11 protein-coding genes and 1 pseudogene are annotated in these 18,282 nt (G+C 57.8%); 7 read left to right on the forward strand and 5 right to left on the reverse strand.

Annotation, left to right across the window (positions count from 1 at the left end; genetic code table 11):
• Positions 1–245: 245 nt before the first annotated feature.
• The 4 genes and pseudogenes from DW49_RS0118685 to DW49_RS01000000128560 all read right to left on the reverse strand — a co-directional run bounded on the left by DW49_RS0118685 (position 246) and on the right by DW49_RS01000000128560 (position 7,518).
• Positions 246–2,633, reverse strand: coding sequence for a glycosyltransferase family 2 protein (locus DW49_RS0118685; protein ID WP_005622248.1), 2,388 nt, complete (start codon positions 2,631–2,633; stop codon positions 246–248).
• A complete protein-coding gene (locus DW49_RS0118690; protein WP_024420737.1) occupies positions 2,633–5,080 on the reverse strand; it encodes a glycosyltransferase family 2 protein in 2,448 nt (815 codons plus the stop codon). The genes DW49_RS0118685 and DW49_RS0118690 overlap by 1 nt, the downstream gene beginning before the upstream one ends.
• A gap of 146 nt (positions 5,081–5,226) precedes the next feature.
• Entirely contained in the window at positions 5,227–6,687 is a 1,461-nt protein-coding gene (locus DW49_RS0118695; protein ID WP_005622252.1) for a DUF4214 domain-containing protein, read from the reverse strand.
• A gap of 17 nt (positions 6,688–6,704) precedes the next feature.
• Positions 6,705–7,518, reverse strand: a pseudogene (locus DW49_RS01000000128560) (hypothetical protein).
• 791 nt (positions 7,519–8,309) lie between these two features.
• Between DW49_RS01000000128560 and DW49_RS0118705 the strand changes: the two are divergent.
• The 3 genes from DW49_RS0118705 to DW49_RS0118715 are packed head-to-tail and all read left to right on the forward strand — an operon-like array spanning position 8,310 to position 12,791.
• Positions 8,310–10,052, forward strand: coding sequence for a type I secretion system permease/ATPase (locus DW49_RS0118705; protein ID WP_024421352.1), 1,743 nt, complete (start codon positions 8,310–8,312; stop codon positions 10,050–10,052).
• A gap of 13 nt (positions 10,053–10,065) precedes the next feature.
• Positions 10,066–11,388 carry an HlyD family type I secretion periplasmic adaptor subunit gene (locus tag DW49_RS0118710; protein WP_005622257.1) on the forward strand — a complete coding sequence of 441 codons (1,323 nt, stop codon included), beginning with the start codon at positions 10,066–10,068 and terminating at the stop codon, positions 11,386–11,388.
• Complete coding sequence (locus DW49_RS0118715; protein ID WP_005622259.1) at positions 11,385–12,791, forward strand: TolC family outer membrane protein; 1,407 nt, start codon at positions 11,385–11,387, stop codon at positions 12,789–12,791. The genes DW49_RS0118710 and DW49_RS0118715 overlap by 4 nt, the downstream gene beginning before the upstream one ends.
• 49 nt (positions 12,792–12,840) lie before the next feature.
• Here DW49_RS0118715 and DW49_RS0118720 read toward each other — a convergent pair whose 3' ends face one another.
• A complete protein-coding gene (locus DW49_RS0118720; protein ID WP_005622261.1) occupies positions 12,841–13,989 on the reverse strand; it encodes a glycosyltransferase family 4 protein in 1,149 nt (382 codons plus the stop codon).
• Positions 13,990–14,267: 278 nt separating this feature from the next.
• On the opposite strand from DW49_RS0118720, the gene DW49_RS0118725 reads away from it, so the two are divergent.
• From DW49_RS0118725 to DW49_RS0118735, 4 genes are all read left to right on the forward strand, one after another.
• Positions 14,268–15,686 (forward strand): mannose-1-phosphate guanylyltransferase/mannose-6-phosphate isomerase, encoded by a 1,419-nt coding sequence (locus DW49_RS0118725; RefSeq protein WP_005622263.1) that lies wholly within the window; start codon positions 14,268–14,270, stop codon positions 15,684–15,686.
• A gap of 23 nt (positions 15,687–15,709) precedes the next feature.
• The gene (locus DW49_RS1000000133155) at positions 15,710–16,123 is read left to right on the forward strand and encodes a hypothetical protein (protein ID WP_147477525.1); all 414 of its coding nucleotides are present in this window, start codon (positions 15,710–15,712) and stop codon (positions 16,121–16,123) included.
• Positions 16,124–16,607: 484 nt separating this feature from the next.
• The gene (locus DW49_RS1000000130515; protein ID WP_004642391.1) at positions 16,608–16,826 is read left to right on the forward strand and encodes a helix-turn-helix transcriptional regulator; all 219 of its coding nucleotides are present in this window, start codon (positions 16,608–16,610) and stop codon (positions 16,824–16,826) included.
• A gap of 373 nt (positions 16,827–17,199) precedes the next feature.
• Positions 17,200–17,970, forward strand: a complete 771-nt coding sequence (locus DW49_RS0118735; protein ID WP_024421353.1) for a hypothetical protein — start codon at positions 17,200–17,202, stop codon at positions 17,968–17,970.
• Positions 17,971–18,282 lie beyond the last annotated feature (312 nt).

Below are 18,282 nucleotides of genomic sequence, written 5' to 3' on the forward strand. Positions count from 1 at the left end.
TGGCCAAACTGGATCGTGATGCGTTCTTCAATGCTGAGTTCATGATATGACATAGGTTCACCGTACCGGATTGGTCAGGTGTTGCGCTCAGTTTTTGCCGCCGCCCTGGTTTATTTGAAAGTGTTTTCTTTTTTTGTGTTGTTTTTTTTGCCTGTACTTTTTTCATGCTCTCTGCTCGTAATTTGATAATTAGTTTTAAGCTTTATTCAGCGCAGTTGATTTTTATGGGTTGAGAACTGCGTTGTTTAGTTATTTTTTGTCGCGCGCGGTTTTTGACCTCTTGGCGGCATCGCCAACCCCCCATAAGGCCCACTCAAATAATCCAGACTCAGCGCCGGGTGGTAATACGGATCGCTTTGGCCAGATTGGGACCAGCGTTCGATAAAGCCTTGTTGTTCGCGTTGACCTCGGGCACGTTTTTCCGGGGTCTGATCTTTACCGCGGCTGGCCGACTCGGCGTGGATGAGTTCTGCGAACGCCGTCCATATGAGGTTCAGGCCCTGTTGCCGAATGCGCAGGCACAAATCCACGTCATTGAACGCCACCGGGAAGGCTTGTTCATCCAGCCCGTCCAGCTCGTCGAAGACCGATTTACGTAACAGCAGGCATGCGGCCGTCACAGCGCTTTGGCGGCGGGTGATCTGATTCATGCCCAGGTAGCCGGGGTCGCGTTGCTCCAGGTTGTTGCCGGTGTGCGCGGCCAGGCCATTGACGCCAACCACCACGCCGCCGTGTTGCACCATGCGGTTGGGCCACAGCAGTTTGGCCCCCACAGCGCCGACGTTCGGACGCAGCAGTTGGCTGACCATTTCCTTTAGCCAGTCGGCCGCTATGATTTCGATGTCGTTGTTGACCAACCCGATCAGTTCACCGGTGGCCTGCGTGACTGCGTAGTTATTGATCGCTGAGTAGTTGAACGCATGAGGGTAGGGCAGGACCCGTACACCGCGCTCAGTCAACTGTTGCAGATACATCAGGGTGTGCGGATCGCTGGACTGGTTGTCGACAACGATGATTTCCAGGTTTGGGTAATCGGTCGCGGTCAGCAGCCCTTCGATACAGGCGCGCAGCAACCCGAGTTGGTCGCGGGTCGGAACGATAAGGCTGACGCGGGGCAGGGTGGTCGGCAACGGCCACTGGGTGCGCAGCAGCGCCGGGAAGTTCGGCACTTGCGTCACGCGGGCTCCCGGTGCAAGGCTCTCGCTCAGCCAGGCAATCGCTTGCAGGCGTTGCGCAGACGGTTCGGCTTGCTCCGGGCTGGCGGCTGCGAACGGGCTGCGGTGGTAAAGCACGTGCGGCAAATGCGCGACGACCGCTTGGCTGGTCTCGGTGGCAAGGGCGATGGCTGCGCTCAGATGATGCCAATCGAGGGTTTGCGGATCGTCGGTTGCAGGTAACAGGGCCAGTGCCTTGTCGATGATCGCAGCGCCGAAGATTGCACCGGGGGTAAATATATCCGCGCCGATAAACAGGTCGAGATCCCACACGGGCTTCATCCACGGCAGGCTGCGCTCGCCTTGCGGGCCATCCCGATCACAATCGGCATAACCCCAGGCGCTGCCATCTGCAAGCAGTGCGCCAAGGTGTTGCAGCGCGTAGGGGCCAAGATAATCACCGGCCACTAGCGGAACCACGGCGTCGCAGCCCGCCTCCAGCAATTGCTTGAGCGCAGGTAGCACGTCGCCCGGCGCTGCCTTGGCAAGTTGATGAGGCGCTGTTGGCTGGTTTTTCAGGCTGGCGAGGCTGGCAGCTTCCAGCGTAGCGTCGCCCTGACTGATCAACAGCAGGCCGATTCTGCCCTGCGGCTGATGATCTTCGGGCGTTGCGCGTTGAAACCGTTCAAACCACTGCGGGTAATGATGAAAGCCTGCGCTTTTCGGCAAGCGCAGCGCCTGGTCTGCCGCAACCTGAGTCAGCAGCGCAAGGTTGTGCTCGGTCGGCGCGCGTTCATGCTGTTTGAGCAGGCCTTCCAGCCCGTCGTGCCAGCAGCACAGGGTTATCGGGCTGCCGGACAGCGTGTGCCCCAAGTCGTTTTCGATGTCCAGGGTATGCAACTTGCCGTCGGCCAGCTCCCACGGCAGATCGAAACTGAAGCCGTGATCGCTGGTGGCGCGATAGACCAGCGCCTGGTGATGAGTATCGCAAGTCATCTGGCCCAGTACGCGGCTGCCTTCACGCACTGTGATCTGCACATGACGCTGCGGTGCATCCGGGTCCCACGACCAACCGCCGATACGCAACCCGCCGCTGTGCCAGACCTGAGACGCGATCGGTGCAGGTTCCTTGCTGGGCGTTGTGGGCAGCTGCAAGTCACCGGCCAGCCAGCAGTCGCTGTTGGCCACTTTGGCGCTGATGTGTTTTGCATCGTCCAGCCAGTTTTGGCGCAGTTGTACGCCAAAGCCGTGAAATTGATCGCTTGCGTCTGCGTCAGGGTGAAACTGGTCAGCCCTTACCAGCGAAACGCAGGCGTCGTCGATGTACACCTCGACCACCAGGCGCTCATCGGGCTTCACGGTATCCAGCGCCCAGCCCTGAAGCACGTCGCCGTACAGGCCGATGATGGCTCCCTTGAAGGGTGTGTCACTGAGGGGCTGCCCGGTGGTGCCGGGTTTAACCAGGATTTGTTTTGACATCAGGCCCGACTCAATGAAATAGGTAATGTGTTGATGGGTAATGCAGCGGCTTCATGGGCGACCGGCCCAGGAAACGCATACAGCGGCAGGCCCAGTTCTGCGGCCAGATCCGCAGCGCGCCAGGACGCACCGGGGTTGTGCTCAAGGCTCAGCGCGGCAGTGCACCCGGCGCAAAGCACAGCGTCGGCCGTGCTCAGGCCTTGGGTGGCGGGCAATGCATGAATTGCGCCAGTGGCCAGCAGTGGCTTGACCCAGGGGCTGTCACCCGGGATGAGCAATACCAGAGCCAGTTTGTCGCGTGTTATGCGTCTGCCCAGTTGCAGCCACTGCTCGGCAATGTCCGCATTTGAAAGGCTGTCTGCGATCAACAGGGTGTTGGGCACTGTCGCGTTTGCCGTCAAGGTCTGCAACACGGTTTCAATCAGAATGGTGGCCTGCGGCAACGCTGTAGCATAGCGCTCGCGCAGGGCGTGCCATGGCAACTGAATACTCTGCGCCTGCGTGGCGAAATTCGCCCAGTCATGGCAAGCGTTTGGTGCAAGCAGTTCATCGTCGTGGCAGATGATTCGGTAGGGCTTTTCCAGCTGTGCCGCCAATGCGTACAACTCGACCGGGCAGTTGGCCAGGTTTTGATAGATCAGCTCAGTCACCGGCAGGCTGCGCAGGTCTTGCAGCAGTTGCTGATTGTCGGCAGGCAACTGGTAATCGAGGCTCAAGGCCAGCGGTAAAACGCTGGCGTGCAAGGTTGCCTGTGCATGCTGGCCCTTGTTGCGCCATGTCAGGCTGAGCGTGGCTTGCGACGCAGTGCCAGTGCCGATGTGCAGTTGTTTCAGTTGCGGCGTGGTCAGCTGTTCGGCCAGTTGGGCAAGGCGCGCACGTTGCAGGGCCTGGCGGGCGGGCCTGATCGGATCGCGCAGGCAGAAGTTTTCATAGCGCGACGAGGCGTCCGGGTAGCGACGCTTGAGAATGGCGTTGTTGTGCGCCACGCGCAGCGCTTTTTCCGCCCCGAATGAAATCCCGCCCTGATGCGCGACGAACACATTGGGTGCCCCCACATGACGCCAGCCCAGGCCGCGTGCGCGCAGGCACCAATCGGTTTCTTCGCCATAGCCGCGCAGCAGCTCGACTTCGTCCAGATAGCCCACGCTGTCCAGCGCCTTGCGCTTTATGTACAGGCAAAAGCCGCAGCCGGTTTCGATCTCCATGGCCGGGCTGTCGGTCTGCCGGGCCAGGTCGTCCAGCCGTGCCTGTTCGCGTGCGCTGGGCATCGGGTGGCTGAAACGGCTTTCAGGAAAACTCATCAGTTCACCGTTATTGGTGAACGGCGTGACCGACGCAATGGTTTCATCGTTGTAGGCCACGTTGCGCAGACGGTCCAGCCAATCGCCATGCACCCGTGTATCGGCATTCAGCCAGACCACATCCTGCCGTGGGCTCAATGCCATTGCGCGGTTCATGCTGCGGATGAAACCCAGGTTGACGGGGTTTTGCACCAGCGTGATCTTGCCTTTGCCGGCGAGCACCTTGAGGGCTTTGCGCAGCGCGGGAACCGGCGTTGCATCCTCGATCACCACCAGCCGATGGGGCGTGCGATTGAGCTTGCGCGCCTCCAGTGCACTGTTGATGCATTCCAGGGTTTCTTCCAGCCCGTCGTAGACAGGGATGAGTACGTCCACCGGCTGCTTGTCGCCCACCTTCAACGCCGCGGGCGGTGCCACGAATGTCGGCATCGCCGAGACGGGGCTGCCCAGCAGCGCGGTGCCATTATCGAAGCGCACCTGCACTGACGGTGTGGCGTTGGGCACCTTGATGCGAATACCGCCATGAGTGGCAGGCAACCCAGCGGCGGTCAGCAACGGGTGCGGCGCGCTGGCCAGCATGCTGATCAACTGACCGTTGGCTTCCAGTTGCAACGAGGCAGGCGTGTGCACGCTGTTCAGGTCAATTGCCCAGCCGTGGATCTCCTGCACGTCAGGCAGGTAACGGACCACACCCACTGTGCCGGGCAATCCGTTTTGCGCGGCCAGCAGCCTGAGCACAAACGCCAGCTCGTTGGCCGCAGTGATATCAGGCAGGTGCGCCAGAATGATGCGCCGCAAGTCTGCAGGCGCCTCCGACTGGCTGCGCGCCTGCCAGAGCATCATGCGCAGTGATGGGTCATCAGGCATTTTTTGCCAGACGCCGGTCAGGTAGCGATTGGCAAGCAAGAAGTGGCCTTGGGCGATGATGCTGCGCCCGAGCAAGGCATGAATGTCTGCACGCTTGGGAAACGCGTGAGCGGCATTGAGCAAAAAAATAAAGGCAAGCTTTGGGTCCTGCGGCAGGGCCTCGATACCTTTCCAGACAAGTGCTTCCGGACGATATTCAGGGGTCTGCAGTGCACACTCGAGTACCTTGGCGGCAAGGCGATGCTCATCGGCCTGGCGATGGCGATGGAACATATCCATGAGCGTTTCTCGCCCACGGTCGAGGTGTCTGGACATAAGCTTTCGTGTTCACTTAAAAAATAAAAGAGGGGCGACCCGAAAGTCGCCCCTTTTTGCATACGACCCGGCCTTGCGGCCGGGTGTATTTGTTACAACGACAGGGCTAGTTACACCGCGCCGTGCAGCACGATAACGTTGTCGTTATGGGCTACTGCTTCTGGCGAACCTACGATGCCGATAGCAACATCAGCCTGGGTGCCGCCGTTATTCAGAACGTCAACCCAAGCGGCTTTGCCGGGTGCATCAGCAACACGGCCGGTAGCAGTCAGGTACAGATTGTCGATGAAATCGCTATCTGACTTCAGTGCCGCTTCTTGCGACCCTACGATGCCTTGAGCCACGTCTGCACGGCTGGTGCCGTTGACCAGCAGGGAAACCCAGCCATCCACGCCACTTTGTTCGCCTTCACGGCCCAGTGCAGCGGTGTACAGGTCGCGTACGAAGTCACCGTTCGATTGGTCAAAGCCTTGTGCTTCGGCAGAGCCTGCGATGCCGGCAGCTACGTCAGCCAGAGACGCACCGTTAGATAGCAGTGCCTGCCAGCCAGCCAGACCACTTGCGTCTGCACCGTCGGTACGGCCGAGCAGCTCGTTGTACAGAGTGTTGATAGGTGCGGCGCTCGAGGCGCTTATGAACTCGGCAGAGTTCAGGAAGCCGTTGGCGATGTCGGTCAACGATGTGCCGGAATTCGCTGCGGCAGCGAGGCCTTGAGCGCCACCCACATCAGCGTCACGGCCCAGCAGGCCGTCGTACAGACGCACAGCTGCTGCTTCAGTTTCGCTCTGTGCCAGGACAACAGTTTCAACAGCGCTGGTAGTGGTGTTAACAAAGGTCAGGAACTCAGCGCCAGTGATCGACGCAGCTTGTGCACCGGTCAGGTTGACGTTGAAGTTGTTGCCAGTTGCGAAGGTGTAGTCAGCAACCGAACCGTCCAGCTGTACAACGTCGAAGCCTGCGCCAGCGTTGACGACGTCTGCGTGGTTGGTGCCACTCAGAACGATGGTGTCGTTACCGCTGCCGGTCATGACGGTGTTGTTGCCAGCACCAGCGATAACAGTGTTGTTACCGTTGCCAGTGATGATGGTGTCGTTGCCTGCACCCGCGTCGATGAAGTTGTTCTGGTTGCCATTGACGATGATCACGTCATCGCCCGAGCCAGTGGTCAGCAAGAACTGAGTGGTCGCGGAAGCGTCAGCCGAAACAGCGATGCGAGCCAGCGAGGACACGTCTGCAGCAGCGCCAGTTGCAACGGTTGGAGTGATGTTGACGTGCAGGTTGGCCTGGCTGTCCAGAATGATTGCCTTGGCAGCAGCCACATCGGAAGTCATGTTCAGAGAAACCAGATCGCCACTCGCACCAGCAATGGTGCCGGTGATAACGTCGGTAGTACCGGTTTGGCCGGTAGGAATCTCAAGGCGGTTCACGCCATCCCAGCTAGCCAGGTTTACAGTGGAAGCGCTGTCCAGAGCCAACAGGGTGCTGATCGCAGCAGTGGTGCTGTCGGTCAGGTTGGTAGCAGTCAGAAACGTGTTGAACTCGGTTGCGGTTACCGGGGCATCATATTGCATGGGAAATTCCTGTTACTTCAAGCCGTTTGGCCTGTGCTGCTAATTTTCTGCGTCAATGCAGAGTTTTCCCACGGAGACTTATAGCGGGCAGCGTTCATCTTCGTAGCGGGTGCGATGCAAATGTGTAACGCCACCAGAGGCTCTTTGCCGGTGGGGCCGTACATCATCTGGTTGGCAACGATGACCTGCGGCGCAGCGCCGCGGAATACAAGGTGGCCAGACAATTCGTAGAAATGCCGATCGGGCCCAACCAGGCTGAAGCCTGCCGAGACCAGTGGCAAAGACTTGCCACGGGTGCCGGTAAAGGCCCCCGTAGCGACATTCGGGCTTGGACCTGAACCGGCCACTGTCGTGGTGTAGACCAGGTCCACGCCTACAGGCTTTTCGCCCCACAGCACAGAAAAACCTTCAAGGCGTCGAGTACCGTCAAGCTCACCCGCCCAGCCTTCCGTCGACACCACGTCGCCTTCACCCTGCAGGTGCGCAACCAGTTTCAGCGCGACAGGCGTCGGGCTCGACGATATCGCCGCGCTCGGCTCGGCGGTCGCAACGATAGCGAAATTGCGCATGATGGCAGGGGAGGTGTCGATTCGGTCGATACGCAAGTCGATAGGGTCGATGACTGCGTCGAACATATGGTATTCGGTAATCAGAACGGTAGTGGTACCGCCTTTGACACGGGCAACAATGGTGTCACCCAGCCGGGTCAGCATGTTTTTGCTGACGCCTTCGGCCGGGAAGAAATCAATCGCGCCTTTGCCAAGCGGTGCTTGCTGCAATGCACACAGGCTTGTCCGCCGGCGGCTGCGAGGCATAACGGAAAATATACATTCCCGGCTCGAGCAGCGTGACGCGAGAGCTGATTTTTAATCCTTCCAATTCTGGAGACTGCACCCAACAAGCTTCCTTCTTATCCTGAGCGGTAGACTGTTTAGCCCTTCATAAGGGCTGGTCGAGACACTGCGCGGGCACTGCTGTACATAATTAGTGGCTCTATGCTAGCCGGATGGCGAGATTAATCCTTTGGTAGGAAAAGTCAATTTGTATCGTGGGAAAATTCGTCGCTCTGAGTAGGAAATTTCCGTCAAATGTTTACCGCACAAATCTGCTTCCGTAACTGCAGGGTGTGGCTCTATGCCATAGACCTTCGAGGCCTATGCTTATCGCCCGATAAATTGATTCCATATGTTTCTGTATCGGATCGAGCGGCAATTGGGCCGCTGGTTGCGGGCCCTGGTGCGCAGTTGCGCCAGAGTTGTCCGACAATTATCGATGGCGCCAACTGTGCAGTGTCTGGGCCGGGTAGTCGAGAAGTGAGCGAAGTTACTGCGTTTATATGATCCTGCTTTAGAGTGGCCCTGTGTCGGCTAATCCGCGCCTGCTTTCATGACAGTCTTCATGTAGGGTTCTTATTTATATTGTTTGCTTTAAAGTTGAACTTTTAAATAGCGTAGGTGTAGTGGCCGTTTGCGAGTCAGTGTCTCGGACCCTGGAGCCTTTAAAAAGCTTCACTTGAGTTTGGCCGGTTTTTGCGTATTTTGATGGCGCTTTAATGCTGCGTTGCCCCAAAAGCAGGTGCTACACTGCTCCGCGTTTATCGTTTTCTCATCAGTACGGATTCTATGAGTCGTTCACACGAAAATAATTTGCAGGTAGCCCTCAAGGCTTGCAAAAGCAGCTTTATCTCAGTCGGTTTCTTCAGTCTGTTCGTAAACGCTCTGATGCTGGTCCCCACTCTGTACATGATCCAGGTTTCCGGGCGGGTAGTGCCCAGCAGTAGCACCCCGACCTTGATAATGCTCACCCTCATCATGACAGTCCTCATGATTACCATGGGCTCTCTGGAGTGGGTTCGCTCCAGAATCATGGTCCGTATAAGCAATCGGCTAGACATTCTGCTAAGTCGCGACGTGTACCGTGCCAGTTTCAGGAAGGCCTTGAGAAGTGGTGGCATGGATGCGTCGGCGCAGTCTCTGAACGACCTTACCTCACTGCGTCAGTTTCTTACCGGCAACGGTCTCTTCGCGTTTTTTGACGCTCCATGGTTGCCTATCTACACCGCTGTCATGTTTCTGTTTCACCCTTGGTTTGGCTGGATGACCGTAGGCTCTGCGGCCGTTCTTGTGATATTGGCTTACTTGAATCACCGCTTTACGGGCAAGGCATTGACCGAGGCTAATCAACAAAGTGTTGCTGCCAATCTCTTGACCACCAAGAACCTGCGTAATGCCGAAGTTATCGAGTCGATGGGCATGCTCGACACCTTGATGGCCCGCTGGGGCAAGCGTCAGCGCAGGGTTCTGGTGCTCCAGTCTGATGCCAGTGACAAAGGCGGCACCATCAGCTCGATTTCCAAGACGTTCAGGAACTGGGCGCAATCGATAATGCTGGCGCTGGGCGCTTACCTGGTGATCACGCATCAGATCAACCCTGGGCTGATGATGGCCGGCTCGTTGCTGTTGGGTCGTGCACTCTCGCCTGTCGACCAGATTATCAGCACCTGGAAAGGTTTCGTGGCTGCCCGTGTGCAGTATGGACGCTTGAACGAGACGCTCGAAAACCTGCACAACGAACCTGACCGCATGGCACTACCTGATCCAGAAGGCCACATTCAGGTTGAAAATCTGGTTGTCACGCCGCCCGGCGGTAAAAACCCGGTCATTCGCAACATCAGCTTTGTCACCCCGGCAGGCACTATCGTTGGCATAGTCGGCCCCAGCGCGGCCGGCAAATCGACTCTGGTCAGGGCTCTGCTGGGCATCTGGCCTGCGCAGCACGGCACGGTGCGTCTGGATGGTGCCGACATCAGTGCGTGGGACAAGCAGAAGCTGGGCCCGCATCTGGGCTATCTGCCGCAAGACATCGAACTGTTCGAAGGCAGTATCAGCGATAACATTGCCCGGTTCACCAAGGTGGACCCCGAGAAAGTCGTGTTGGCTGCGCGAACCGCTGGCGTGCATGAAATGATCCTGCAATTGCCTGACGGCTACGACACGGTCATTGGCAGCGAAGGTGTCAACCTGTCCGGTGGCCAGCGTCAGCGCATTGGTCTTGCCAGGGCCATTTACGGCAGCCCGCAGCTTATTGTGCTCGATGAGCCCAATTCCAACCTCGATGAAGTCGGCGAGCGCGCCCTGAGTGTCGCTCTGCAATTGATCAAAGAGTCAGGTGCCACGGTGTTCATCGTTTCCCACCGCCCCAATATTCTGTCGCGGCTTGACCGGGTCATGGTCATGAATGCAGGCACCATCACATTGTACGGCGCGCGCGATCAGGTCATTGCCGAGCTTGCTCAGCAACAGGCCAAGGCCCAGCAACGGGTTGCTCCAGCCAACGGGGTTGCGCCTGCGCAACCCGGCGCGTGAAAGGAATTCATTAATGAGCATTAAGACAATAGCCACGCTCGACGAACACTCTGACGACATGCCGACTTCTGATCGTGGCATTCGCCGTATCGGGGTTGCGATCGTGCTGGTGACCTTCGGCCTGTTTGGCACCTGGGCGGCACTTGCTCCGCTGGGCAATGCGGTCTATGGCACCGGCGTCGTGATGGTGCAGAGCTATCGCAAGACTGTGCAACACCTCGAAGGCGGTATCGTCAAAGAGTTGCTGGCCCGCGATGGCGATACTGTGCACAAGGACGATCCTCTTATCGTGCTGGATGACTCGCAACTGCGCTCGCAGTTCGAGTCCACCCGCAACCAGTTGATCTCGACTCAGGCCCGGGAAGCGCGCTTGCGTGCCGAGCGCGATGAGCTGCCCGCGATACCGCCTCTGACCATCAGTGGTACAGACAGTCAGCGGGCGAAGGAGGCCATCGAAGGCGAGGAGCAGGTATTCCGCACCCGGAAAAACTCCCGCCTGACCGAGATATCGGTACAGCGCGAACGCATCGGGCAATTGAAGCAGCAGATCATTGGCCTCAGGGACATGATCCGCACCAAGGTCAGCCTGGAAAAATCCTACAGCAGTGAAATTACCGAGCTCAAGGATCTGCTGTCCCAGGGTTTTGTAGACAAGCAGCGCCTGCTGGAACAGGAGCGCAAGCTGGACATGCTCAAGTCCGAGGTGTCCGATCATGAGTCGACCATCACCAAGACGCAGTTGCAGATCAGCGAAACCGAGCTGCAGATTATCCAGCTGAACAAGAACTTCAGCTCCGAAGTTGCCAAAGAGTTGAGTGACGTACAGGCCAAGGTCTTCGATTTGCAGGAAACCGCCTCTGCACTTGAGGATCGGCTATCGCGCATAGTCATTCGCGCCCCCGAGGACGGCATGGTGCTGGACATGAAAGTCCACACTATCGGCGGTGTAGTTGGCCCTGGTACGCCATTGCTGGATATCGTGCCCGAGTCTTCCGAACTGGTGGTTGAAGCGCATGTCGCGATCAACGACATCGACCGGATTTCCATCGGCAAACTGACGGATGTTCACTTCAGTGCGTTCAACAGTGCGACCACTCCGGTGATCGAGGGCATCGTCACACGCATTTCCGCCGACCGTCTTAAGGATGAAGCTGGTGAGCCTTATTATCTGGTCAGGGTAAAGCTCACCGAAAAAGGCTTGAAGCGCCTTGGCGACCGCAAATTGCAGCCGGGCATGCCAGCCGAAGTGCTGATCAATGCCGGTGAAAGGACCATGCTTCAATACCTGTTGAAACCGGCGTCCAATGTTTTCATCAAATCGATGATCGAGGAATGATCGTGCTGCGCTTCGTTCCCGTATTCATTACCCTGGGGCTGGTCAGTGCGCAGGCCCAGGCAGACGCCACTCAGCCTGCCGCACCGCAAGTCACCAGCGCCTCGGCGTACTCTGTTGACTTGATGGGGTTGTACCGTGAAGCGCGGCTTGAAGACCCGCGCGTGTTGTCTGCGTACTTGCGTGCGCAGTCGGCAGTGGACAGCCAGCGTGATGCGCTTGGCGGGCTGTTGCCGCAGGTGACTGCAAACGGCAGCTACAACCGGATTTTGCGTAAAGACGAGACAGAGCGCGAGATCTACAACAACTCCAGCTATTCGCTCAACCTGACCCAGTACCTTTACAACAAGCAGGCCTGGGAGGCTTACCAGAAAGCCAAGAGCACGACAGAGCAGAAGAGCCATCAGGCAGAAGATGCCCAGGCCGAAGCGACGGTCGATCTGGCCAAGCGGTACTTCCTGGCGTTGTCTGCCGATGACGAGCTTGAGCTGATCATGGCCGAGCGCCGGGCGACGCAAAAGAGCCTGGATCGCGTCAGTGCGATGTACGACAAGAAGATGGCTGTTGTCACCGACTTGCTCGACCTCAAGGCTCGTGTCGATTTGCTTGCAGCGCAGGAAGTCGATGCCCGCAATCAGATCAGGCTCAGCCGCGCCGGGCTCTCGGAAATTGTCGGCCGCCCGATCAACGAGCCGTTGAGCCGCATCAGAAACGACATCGCCTTGCAGGCGCCAGCCAAGTCCATGGACACCTGGGTGGCGCAGGCCATCGACAGCAACCCCTTGCTCAAGGCGCGGGAAAGCAGTCTGGATGTCGCCAACGCGGCGGTGCGGGAAGGCAAGGGCGGGCATTACCCGACTCTGACTTTTACCCTGGGTGCGCAGCAAAGCGACGTGGGTTATGACAACACGCTGTCGCCGCGAAGCGACAGCTATGTGGCTACCATCGGCGTACGCGTGCCGATTTACAGTGGTGGTTCGACGTCGGCGCGGGTGCGCGGCCTGTACAACGAGCAGTTGGCCACCGAGCAGGACGTGGAAAGCGTGCGTCGCCAGGTCGTCAAGGAAACCACCAACGCCTACCTGACGGCGTTCTCCAGCGTCGAAAAGATCCGCGCCAACAAAAATGCGCTGGCGTCTGCAGAGCAGTCGAGTATTGCGGCGCAGAAGGCGTTTTCCTACGGCGTGGTAAACGCGGTTGATGTACTGACCAGCGTGCAGAACGAGTTCAAGGCTCGGCGTGACTTGCTCAAGGCCCAATACGACTTCATCACCAACCTGTTTATTCTCAATCGATGGGCTGGCCGCCCGCCGCAAGAGAGTGTCGACAGCGTCAATGTGTGGTTGGGTGGCGCCAATCCGGCCGTCGAGAAAGCAGCTGAATCCGTCCTGAAAAACAAACCCTGATCGCGCCAGTGGTACGCTTCAGGGCTTTGCTCCGGGCGGCAGGCAACTGTTATTTGCGGGCAGCCAGTACCTTGCGATAGATGTCGAGCGTGCTTTGCGCGCAGGCATCCCAGCTGAAATGACGCGCACGCTCCAGCCCTCGCTGGACCTTGCGCTCACGCTCTTCAGGCTGTTCCAGCACGTCGCGCATGGCGGCACTGATGCTGTCGACATTGTGCGGGTCCACAGCCCAGGCGGCATCGCCGGTCACTTCAGGCAGGGATGAGTTATTGGATGCGATCAGCGGACACTGCGCCGCGAACGCCTCGATGGCCGGCAGGCCGAAGCCCTCGTACAGTGACGCGAATACCAGTGCTCCGGCGCTTTGTAACAGCGACAGCACCTCGTCCTGCGGCAGATAACTCAACCAGCGTCCTTCGCCCCGTTGTTGCAAGGCTTCAAGCTGCGGCAGCAACTCATCGTTACTCCAGCCGTCGCGGCCGACAATCACCAGCGGGTGTTCTTTGCGCACCTGCGCGGGCAACTGCTGGAAGGCCTCAAGCACGCGTTGCAGGTTCTTGCGCGGCTGCAGCGTACCCACCACCAGGAAAAAGCCGGGTTTCAGGCCATGCCGGGTCAGCACTTTGTCGCGTTCGGTAGCGTCGATACGCTCGAAATACACGGGGTCTACGCCAAGTGGCGTCACACTGATGCGCTCTGGCGCAATGCCCAGATGGCGAACCATGTCCTGCTTGCTGTATTCGGAGATCGTGATGATGTGATCCGCGCGATGAATGCTGGTGGTGAACAACCAGCTTTTAAGGCGTTTGAGGTCCTGCTTGATCCATTCCGGATACAGCACAGGGATCACATCCATGATCGTGGCCACCACTGGCACACCACGAAGCAACGGGATCTGGTGGTCGGTGGCGTGGAACAACTCCACGTCTCGGGCAATGCTTGCAGAGCCGCGCAATGGCAGCTTGAGTACGCCGCTGAGCACCGCATGGACGCGGTAATCCCTGGCCAGCTGCTCCGGCTCGCCACACGCCATGGCTGGCGGGTTCTGGCCAAAGGCATACGGCTTCACATGGACATCGTTGGCCTGGCTGAGCCTGTCCAGACCTTGCCAGAGGGCTCGGGAATAGATGCCGATACCGTCCAGGTGTCCGGCGCGCTCGCCGTTCGCCCAGACCGTGCAGCTCAGGCCTATATCCATGTTCTGTGTTTCTCGGTGTTGATTGTCTGCATGACGTTTTGGTGGCTTGCTCAGGTAGCGGGTTCAAGCCTGCTCGCGGCGTATATACAGGGGCAGGCTTGGAGTCGGGCGCGAAGACTAACATGGGTCAGCCCGTCTAACACGGGGTGGTTGGCAGTTGCCGGGGGGGAGGTGCTGAATGGCTGGTATATTGTGATGGCCATCCTGTTGCATAGCGGCTATAGCACCCGGATAATGAGGCCTTTGCTACGCCTTCGTGGCCCAACACTGGAGCGTCTATGTTCACCCCTGTAATCCTGGCTGGCGGCAATGGTTCGCGTTTGTGGCCGTTGTCGCGGCAGAGTTTCCCGAAGCAGTTTCTTGCCCTTGATGGCCAGGATCAGGGAACCATGTTTCAACGCACGCTGGCCCGGCTCAAAGGCCTTGAGCATTCTCCAGCCGTAGTAGTCAGCAACGAAAACCACCGCTTCATCGTCGCCGAACAGCTGCGTGTGGCGAAGATGGGCAGCCGTCGCGTCATTCTCGAGCCGTTGGCTCGCAACACTGCTCCAGCCATCGCCTTGGCCGCGCTGGAAGCGACCGCCGATGGCACCGACCCGATTCTGCTGGTGCTGGCTGCCGACCACCATATTCATGACGAAGATGCTTTCCGACGAGCGGTGCAGGTTGCTCAGGTCCATGCCGAGGCAGGCCGCCTGGTAACGTTCGGTATCAAGCCGACGCATGCCGAAACCGGTTTTGGCTACATTCAGTGTGGTGATGCCATTGCTGACGGCGGTTTTGCCATCGAAGCCTTCAAGGAAAAGCCTTCGCCGGAAATGGCCGCCGAATACCTGTCCTCGGGTGCTTACCTGTGGAACAGCGGCATGTTCATGTTCCGTGCGTCGGTGTTCCTTGCCGAACTGCGCAAGCACCGTTCCGACATACTGTCTGCGTGCCGCATCGCGCTGGAAGACTCCGAAGCCGACAGCTACTTCCTGCACGTTTCGTCCGAGAAGTTCGCGCTGTGCCCTGACGAGTCGGTGGATTACGCCGTCATGGAGCACACTGACGTCGGGCTGGTTGTGCCGCTGGATGCTGGCTGGAACGATCTGGGTAGCTGGGCTGCTATCTGGGATGTCGGCCCGCACGATGCCGACAGCAACCGCCTTGAGGGCGACGTGATGGCGATCGATACCCGCAACTGCCTCGTGCAGTCGCATCATCGTCTGGTCGCCACCGTTGGCGTCGAGGACCTGATCGTCATCGAAACCAAGGATGCAATCCTGGTCGCCAACAAGCACAACAGCCAGCAGGTCAAGGACGTGGTCAAGCGTCTGCAAGCTGAAGAGCGTCCCGAGTTTGTCACTCACCCGCTGGTCAACCGTCCCTGGGGTCACTACGACACAATCGACCTGGGCGAGCGCTATCAGGTAAAACGCATCAGCGTACTGCCTGGCGAGTGCCTGTCGCTGCAGATGCACTATCACCGCGCCGAGCACTGGATCGTGGTGTCCGGCACTGCCAAGGTGATCTGTGACGATCAGGAACTGATCCTCTCCGAGAACCAGTCCACCTACATCCCGCTCGGCGTCAAGCACTCGCTGGCCAACCCCGGCAAGGTGCCGTTGGAGCTTATCGAAGTGCAGTCGGGCTCGTACCTGGGTGAAGACGATATCGTTCGTTTTGAAGACCGTTACGGGCGTCTGAAGAAGTAAGTTTCTCAGGCACCGCTACACGTTTGGCAAAACGCCCCGCAAGCTCGCTTGTGGGGCGTTTTTGTTTGGTATGGGAATGTTTTGATGAATTTGCTGTTGAAATGGCGGCGCATGCAAAAAAACTCTTTCACGGTGACCATAAGATTTCTTTAGCTCTTAGGCCTTTGTTAGCTGAACAGCTAATGCTGGAATTATTACTAAGGTTTAGCTGGTTTGGTGATTTTTGCTGTGCAGCTAAAGAGGCTCAGGAGGCTAAGGTTATGGATCAATATCACGCTCAACATTCTGGCAGGTACGAGTTCGAGAGGCATGCACTAGACGAACTGGTGAAAGCCCTTGAAGAAGCCTTGGGTCCTGACGCTGAGGTGGCTATGAGAAGGTGGGGGCGGTTGCCTACGCACGCTTCTACGGCAATGACGACGAGGATGAGCTTGTAGGTCGGCAGCGTTTTGCAGCCGGGCTGATTCAGAGCTTGTTGGCAGAGATTGAGGCGCAGCTAAGAACAGCAGCTTGAGCTATTCATAGCGGCAGTGGGGCTGGAATGTCGCAAGCACAGGGCTTGCCAGATTCTGAAACAGAAAAACCGCGCAAAGGCGCGGTTTCACGGGGGGATCAGTTTCTCAGTGTTTCAAAAAACACCCTGAAATTTAATATGCCGATCAGACGTTAAACCGTAGATCTGGCCTGTAGGGCGCGAAATACATGGGTTTCACGTGCGGATGAAAAAAATATAGTCACCTCCATATACACTTTGGTGCTTGCTACCTATTCGCAACCGTTAGCTGCCCCCGTCCCCACACCGCCTTTGATGGAGCCTGTGAACCACGGATTTTCGAGCACGAAAATAATAAAGCCGGAATCCGTGACCTGGGAATGCCCTCTGCTGACACTGCATGCAATTGATAGAGCGCAGAGGTAGCCATGCAGATCATTCGCCGCAAAGCCGTTTGCAAAAAACTAGGGGGCATAAATCCTTCCACACTTTGGCGTCTTGAGCGGAACGACCCGTCCTTCCCGGCCTCGGTGCAACTGAGCGGCGGGATAGTGGGCTGGTTCGAGCATGATCTTGATCATTGGCTCGAGTCCAAAACAGCTAAACGACACTCGACAACCGAATCCGCCGCTCGGCAGACCCCCTGAATGCAGAAGCCCGCTTTGGCGAGCGGGCTTCTGGTGACTACAGCAGGGGTGTGGCGCGTTCCTCAGCTTGGCGGTTGAGGGACGACATTACGATGTAGCTATCGACTAGTTAGCATCCTAGCTCCCATCCCTGCTGTTCGCAAGTAGGTGTGCTTTGACGCACAGAGGCGATGCGCCCGATGGAAAATTCAAAAAAGCTGAGTCCGATGTTTCATCGTCTTGACGGTGGGAGCAAGTCATATGCACTCAATCGGATTAGACAGATTGTTCAGTACAACCCAGGGTGCTTTGGAGGTGAGGGATGACCCTCCACAAAGCCGCGAGGCTTTCGCCTTCCGATCCCCATTCTGCACTGCGACGCCCCGCGCGGAAAATGCCTGCCCAGTACGCAGCCCCTAGACACCTCTCCAATCAACAGCTCAAGAATCCGCTCATCCGTTCAGCGTACGAGCGTCTTAGCAACATGGTGAGCTACCGAGGTCAGTATCTGCGTCGGCTTGATACTGTGCATGGTGATCGACGTACCCGTGTTGAAAAATTTCAAGTGATCGAGCGAGTTGCTGAGCAATTGCTAGTGCGGTTGGACTTGGCCACCGGGATACTCGGGTTCATCGATCCTGAGTCCGGACGCTATGTGCTCAACACCCAACGCAAAATTGCCGAAGATTCCGAAGGCGTCTCGTCACCGGTACTTTGTCGGCTGTTCAAGACCCTCGACGAGGCTGGCTATGTCTACCGTCGAATTGAGCGAATCCGCCTTGATGAAAAGGACGAAAGCGGTCTGAACTTGGTTCGTACCCGCGTTCTGATTCGCTTTACCAAACAGTTCTGGAAAGACCTCGGCCTGGCCTATGTATTCGGGCGCGTTCAGCACTCGGCCAAAAAGAAGCGCGAGGCGCAACTGCGTGAATTGGGCCAACGTCGACAGGCGGATATGGAACGTCACTCCAAGGAACTGCTGCGACGTGAGGTATCGCGCAAGCGCTGGCAGGCCAAGGAAGCACGGGACGGTGATGCTGCCCGTATGAAAGAGTCTCGGTCGGCGTCGCCAAGGCAAGACTCTGCGCTAACTCGCAAGGGATCTGACGATGTGACTAGTGCCCTAGAGCGACTTGGGGCGTCGTTCGCCAAGAAAACCCGGTAGGCCCACACCTGCCATCTCAAGTTTGCATCCGTTCACGCGGAGGCTTCGTCGTGCCTGCGATTTGGTGGCCTGTGGCGCATGTGGCGACGAGGCGGTGGCCCCTACGAATTTCAAGCCCACGTGTGCTGAAAAGATGCAGATTTGCCCCCGGTTGCGCTTGCGCTGGTAAGAGTCTCGAAATTAATGAAATTTTATAGCCTTGTCAGTAACTGTTGGCGCTGATTGAAAACTGACCCACCCTGCCGATTGAAAATTGACCCAGGACGGATTGCTGATTTCTGTCCCAGCAATTGTGGATAAGCTTAGCAGCAG

Origin of the sequence: Pseudomonas avellanae BPIC 631 (assembly GCF_000444135.1) — a bacterium.
Taxonomy (GTDB): Bacteria; Pseudomonadota; Gammaproteobacteria; order Pseudomonadales; family Pseudomonadaceae; genus Aquipseudomonas; species Aquipseudomonas avellanae.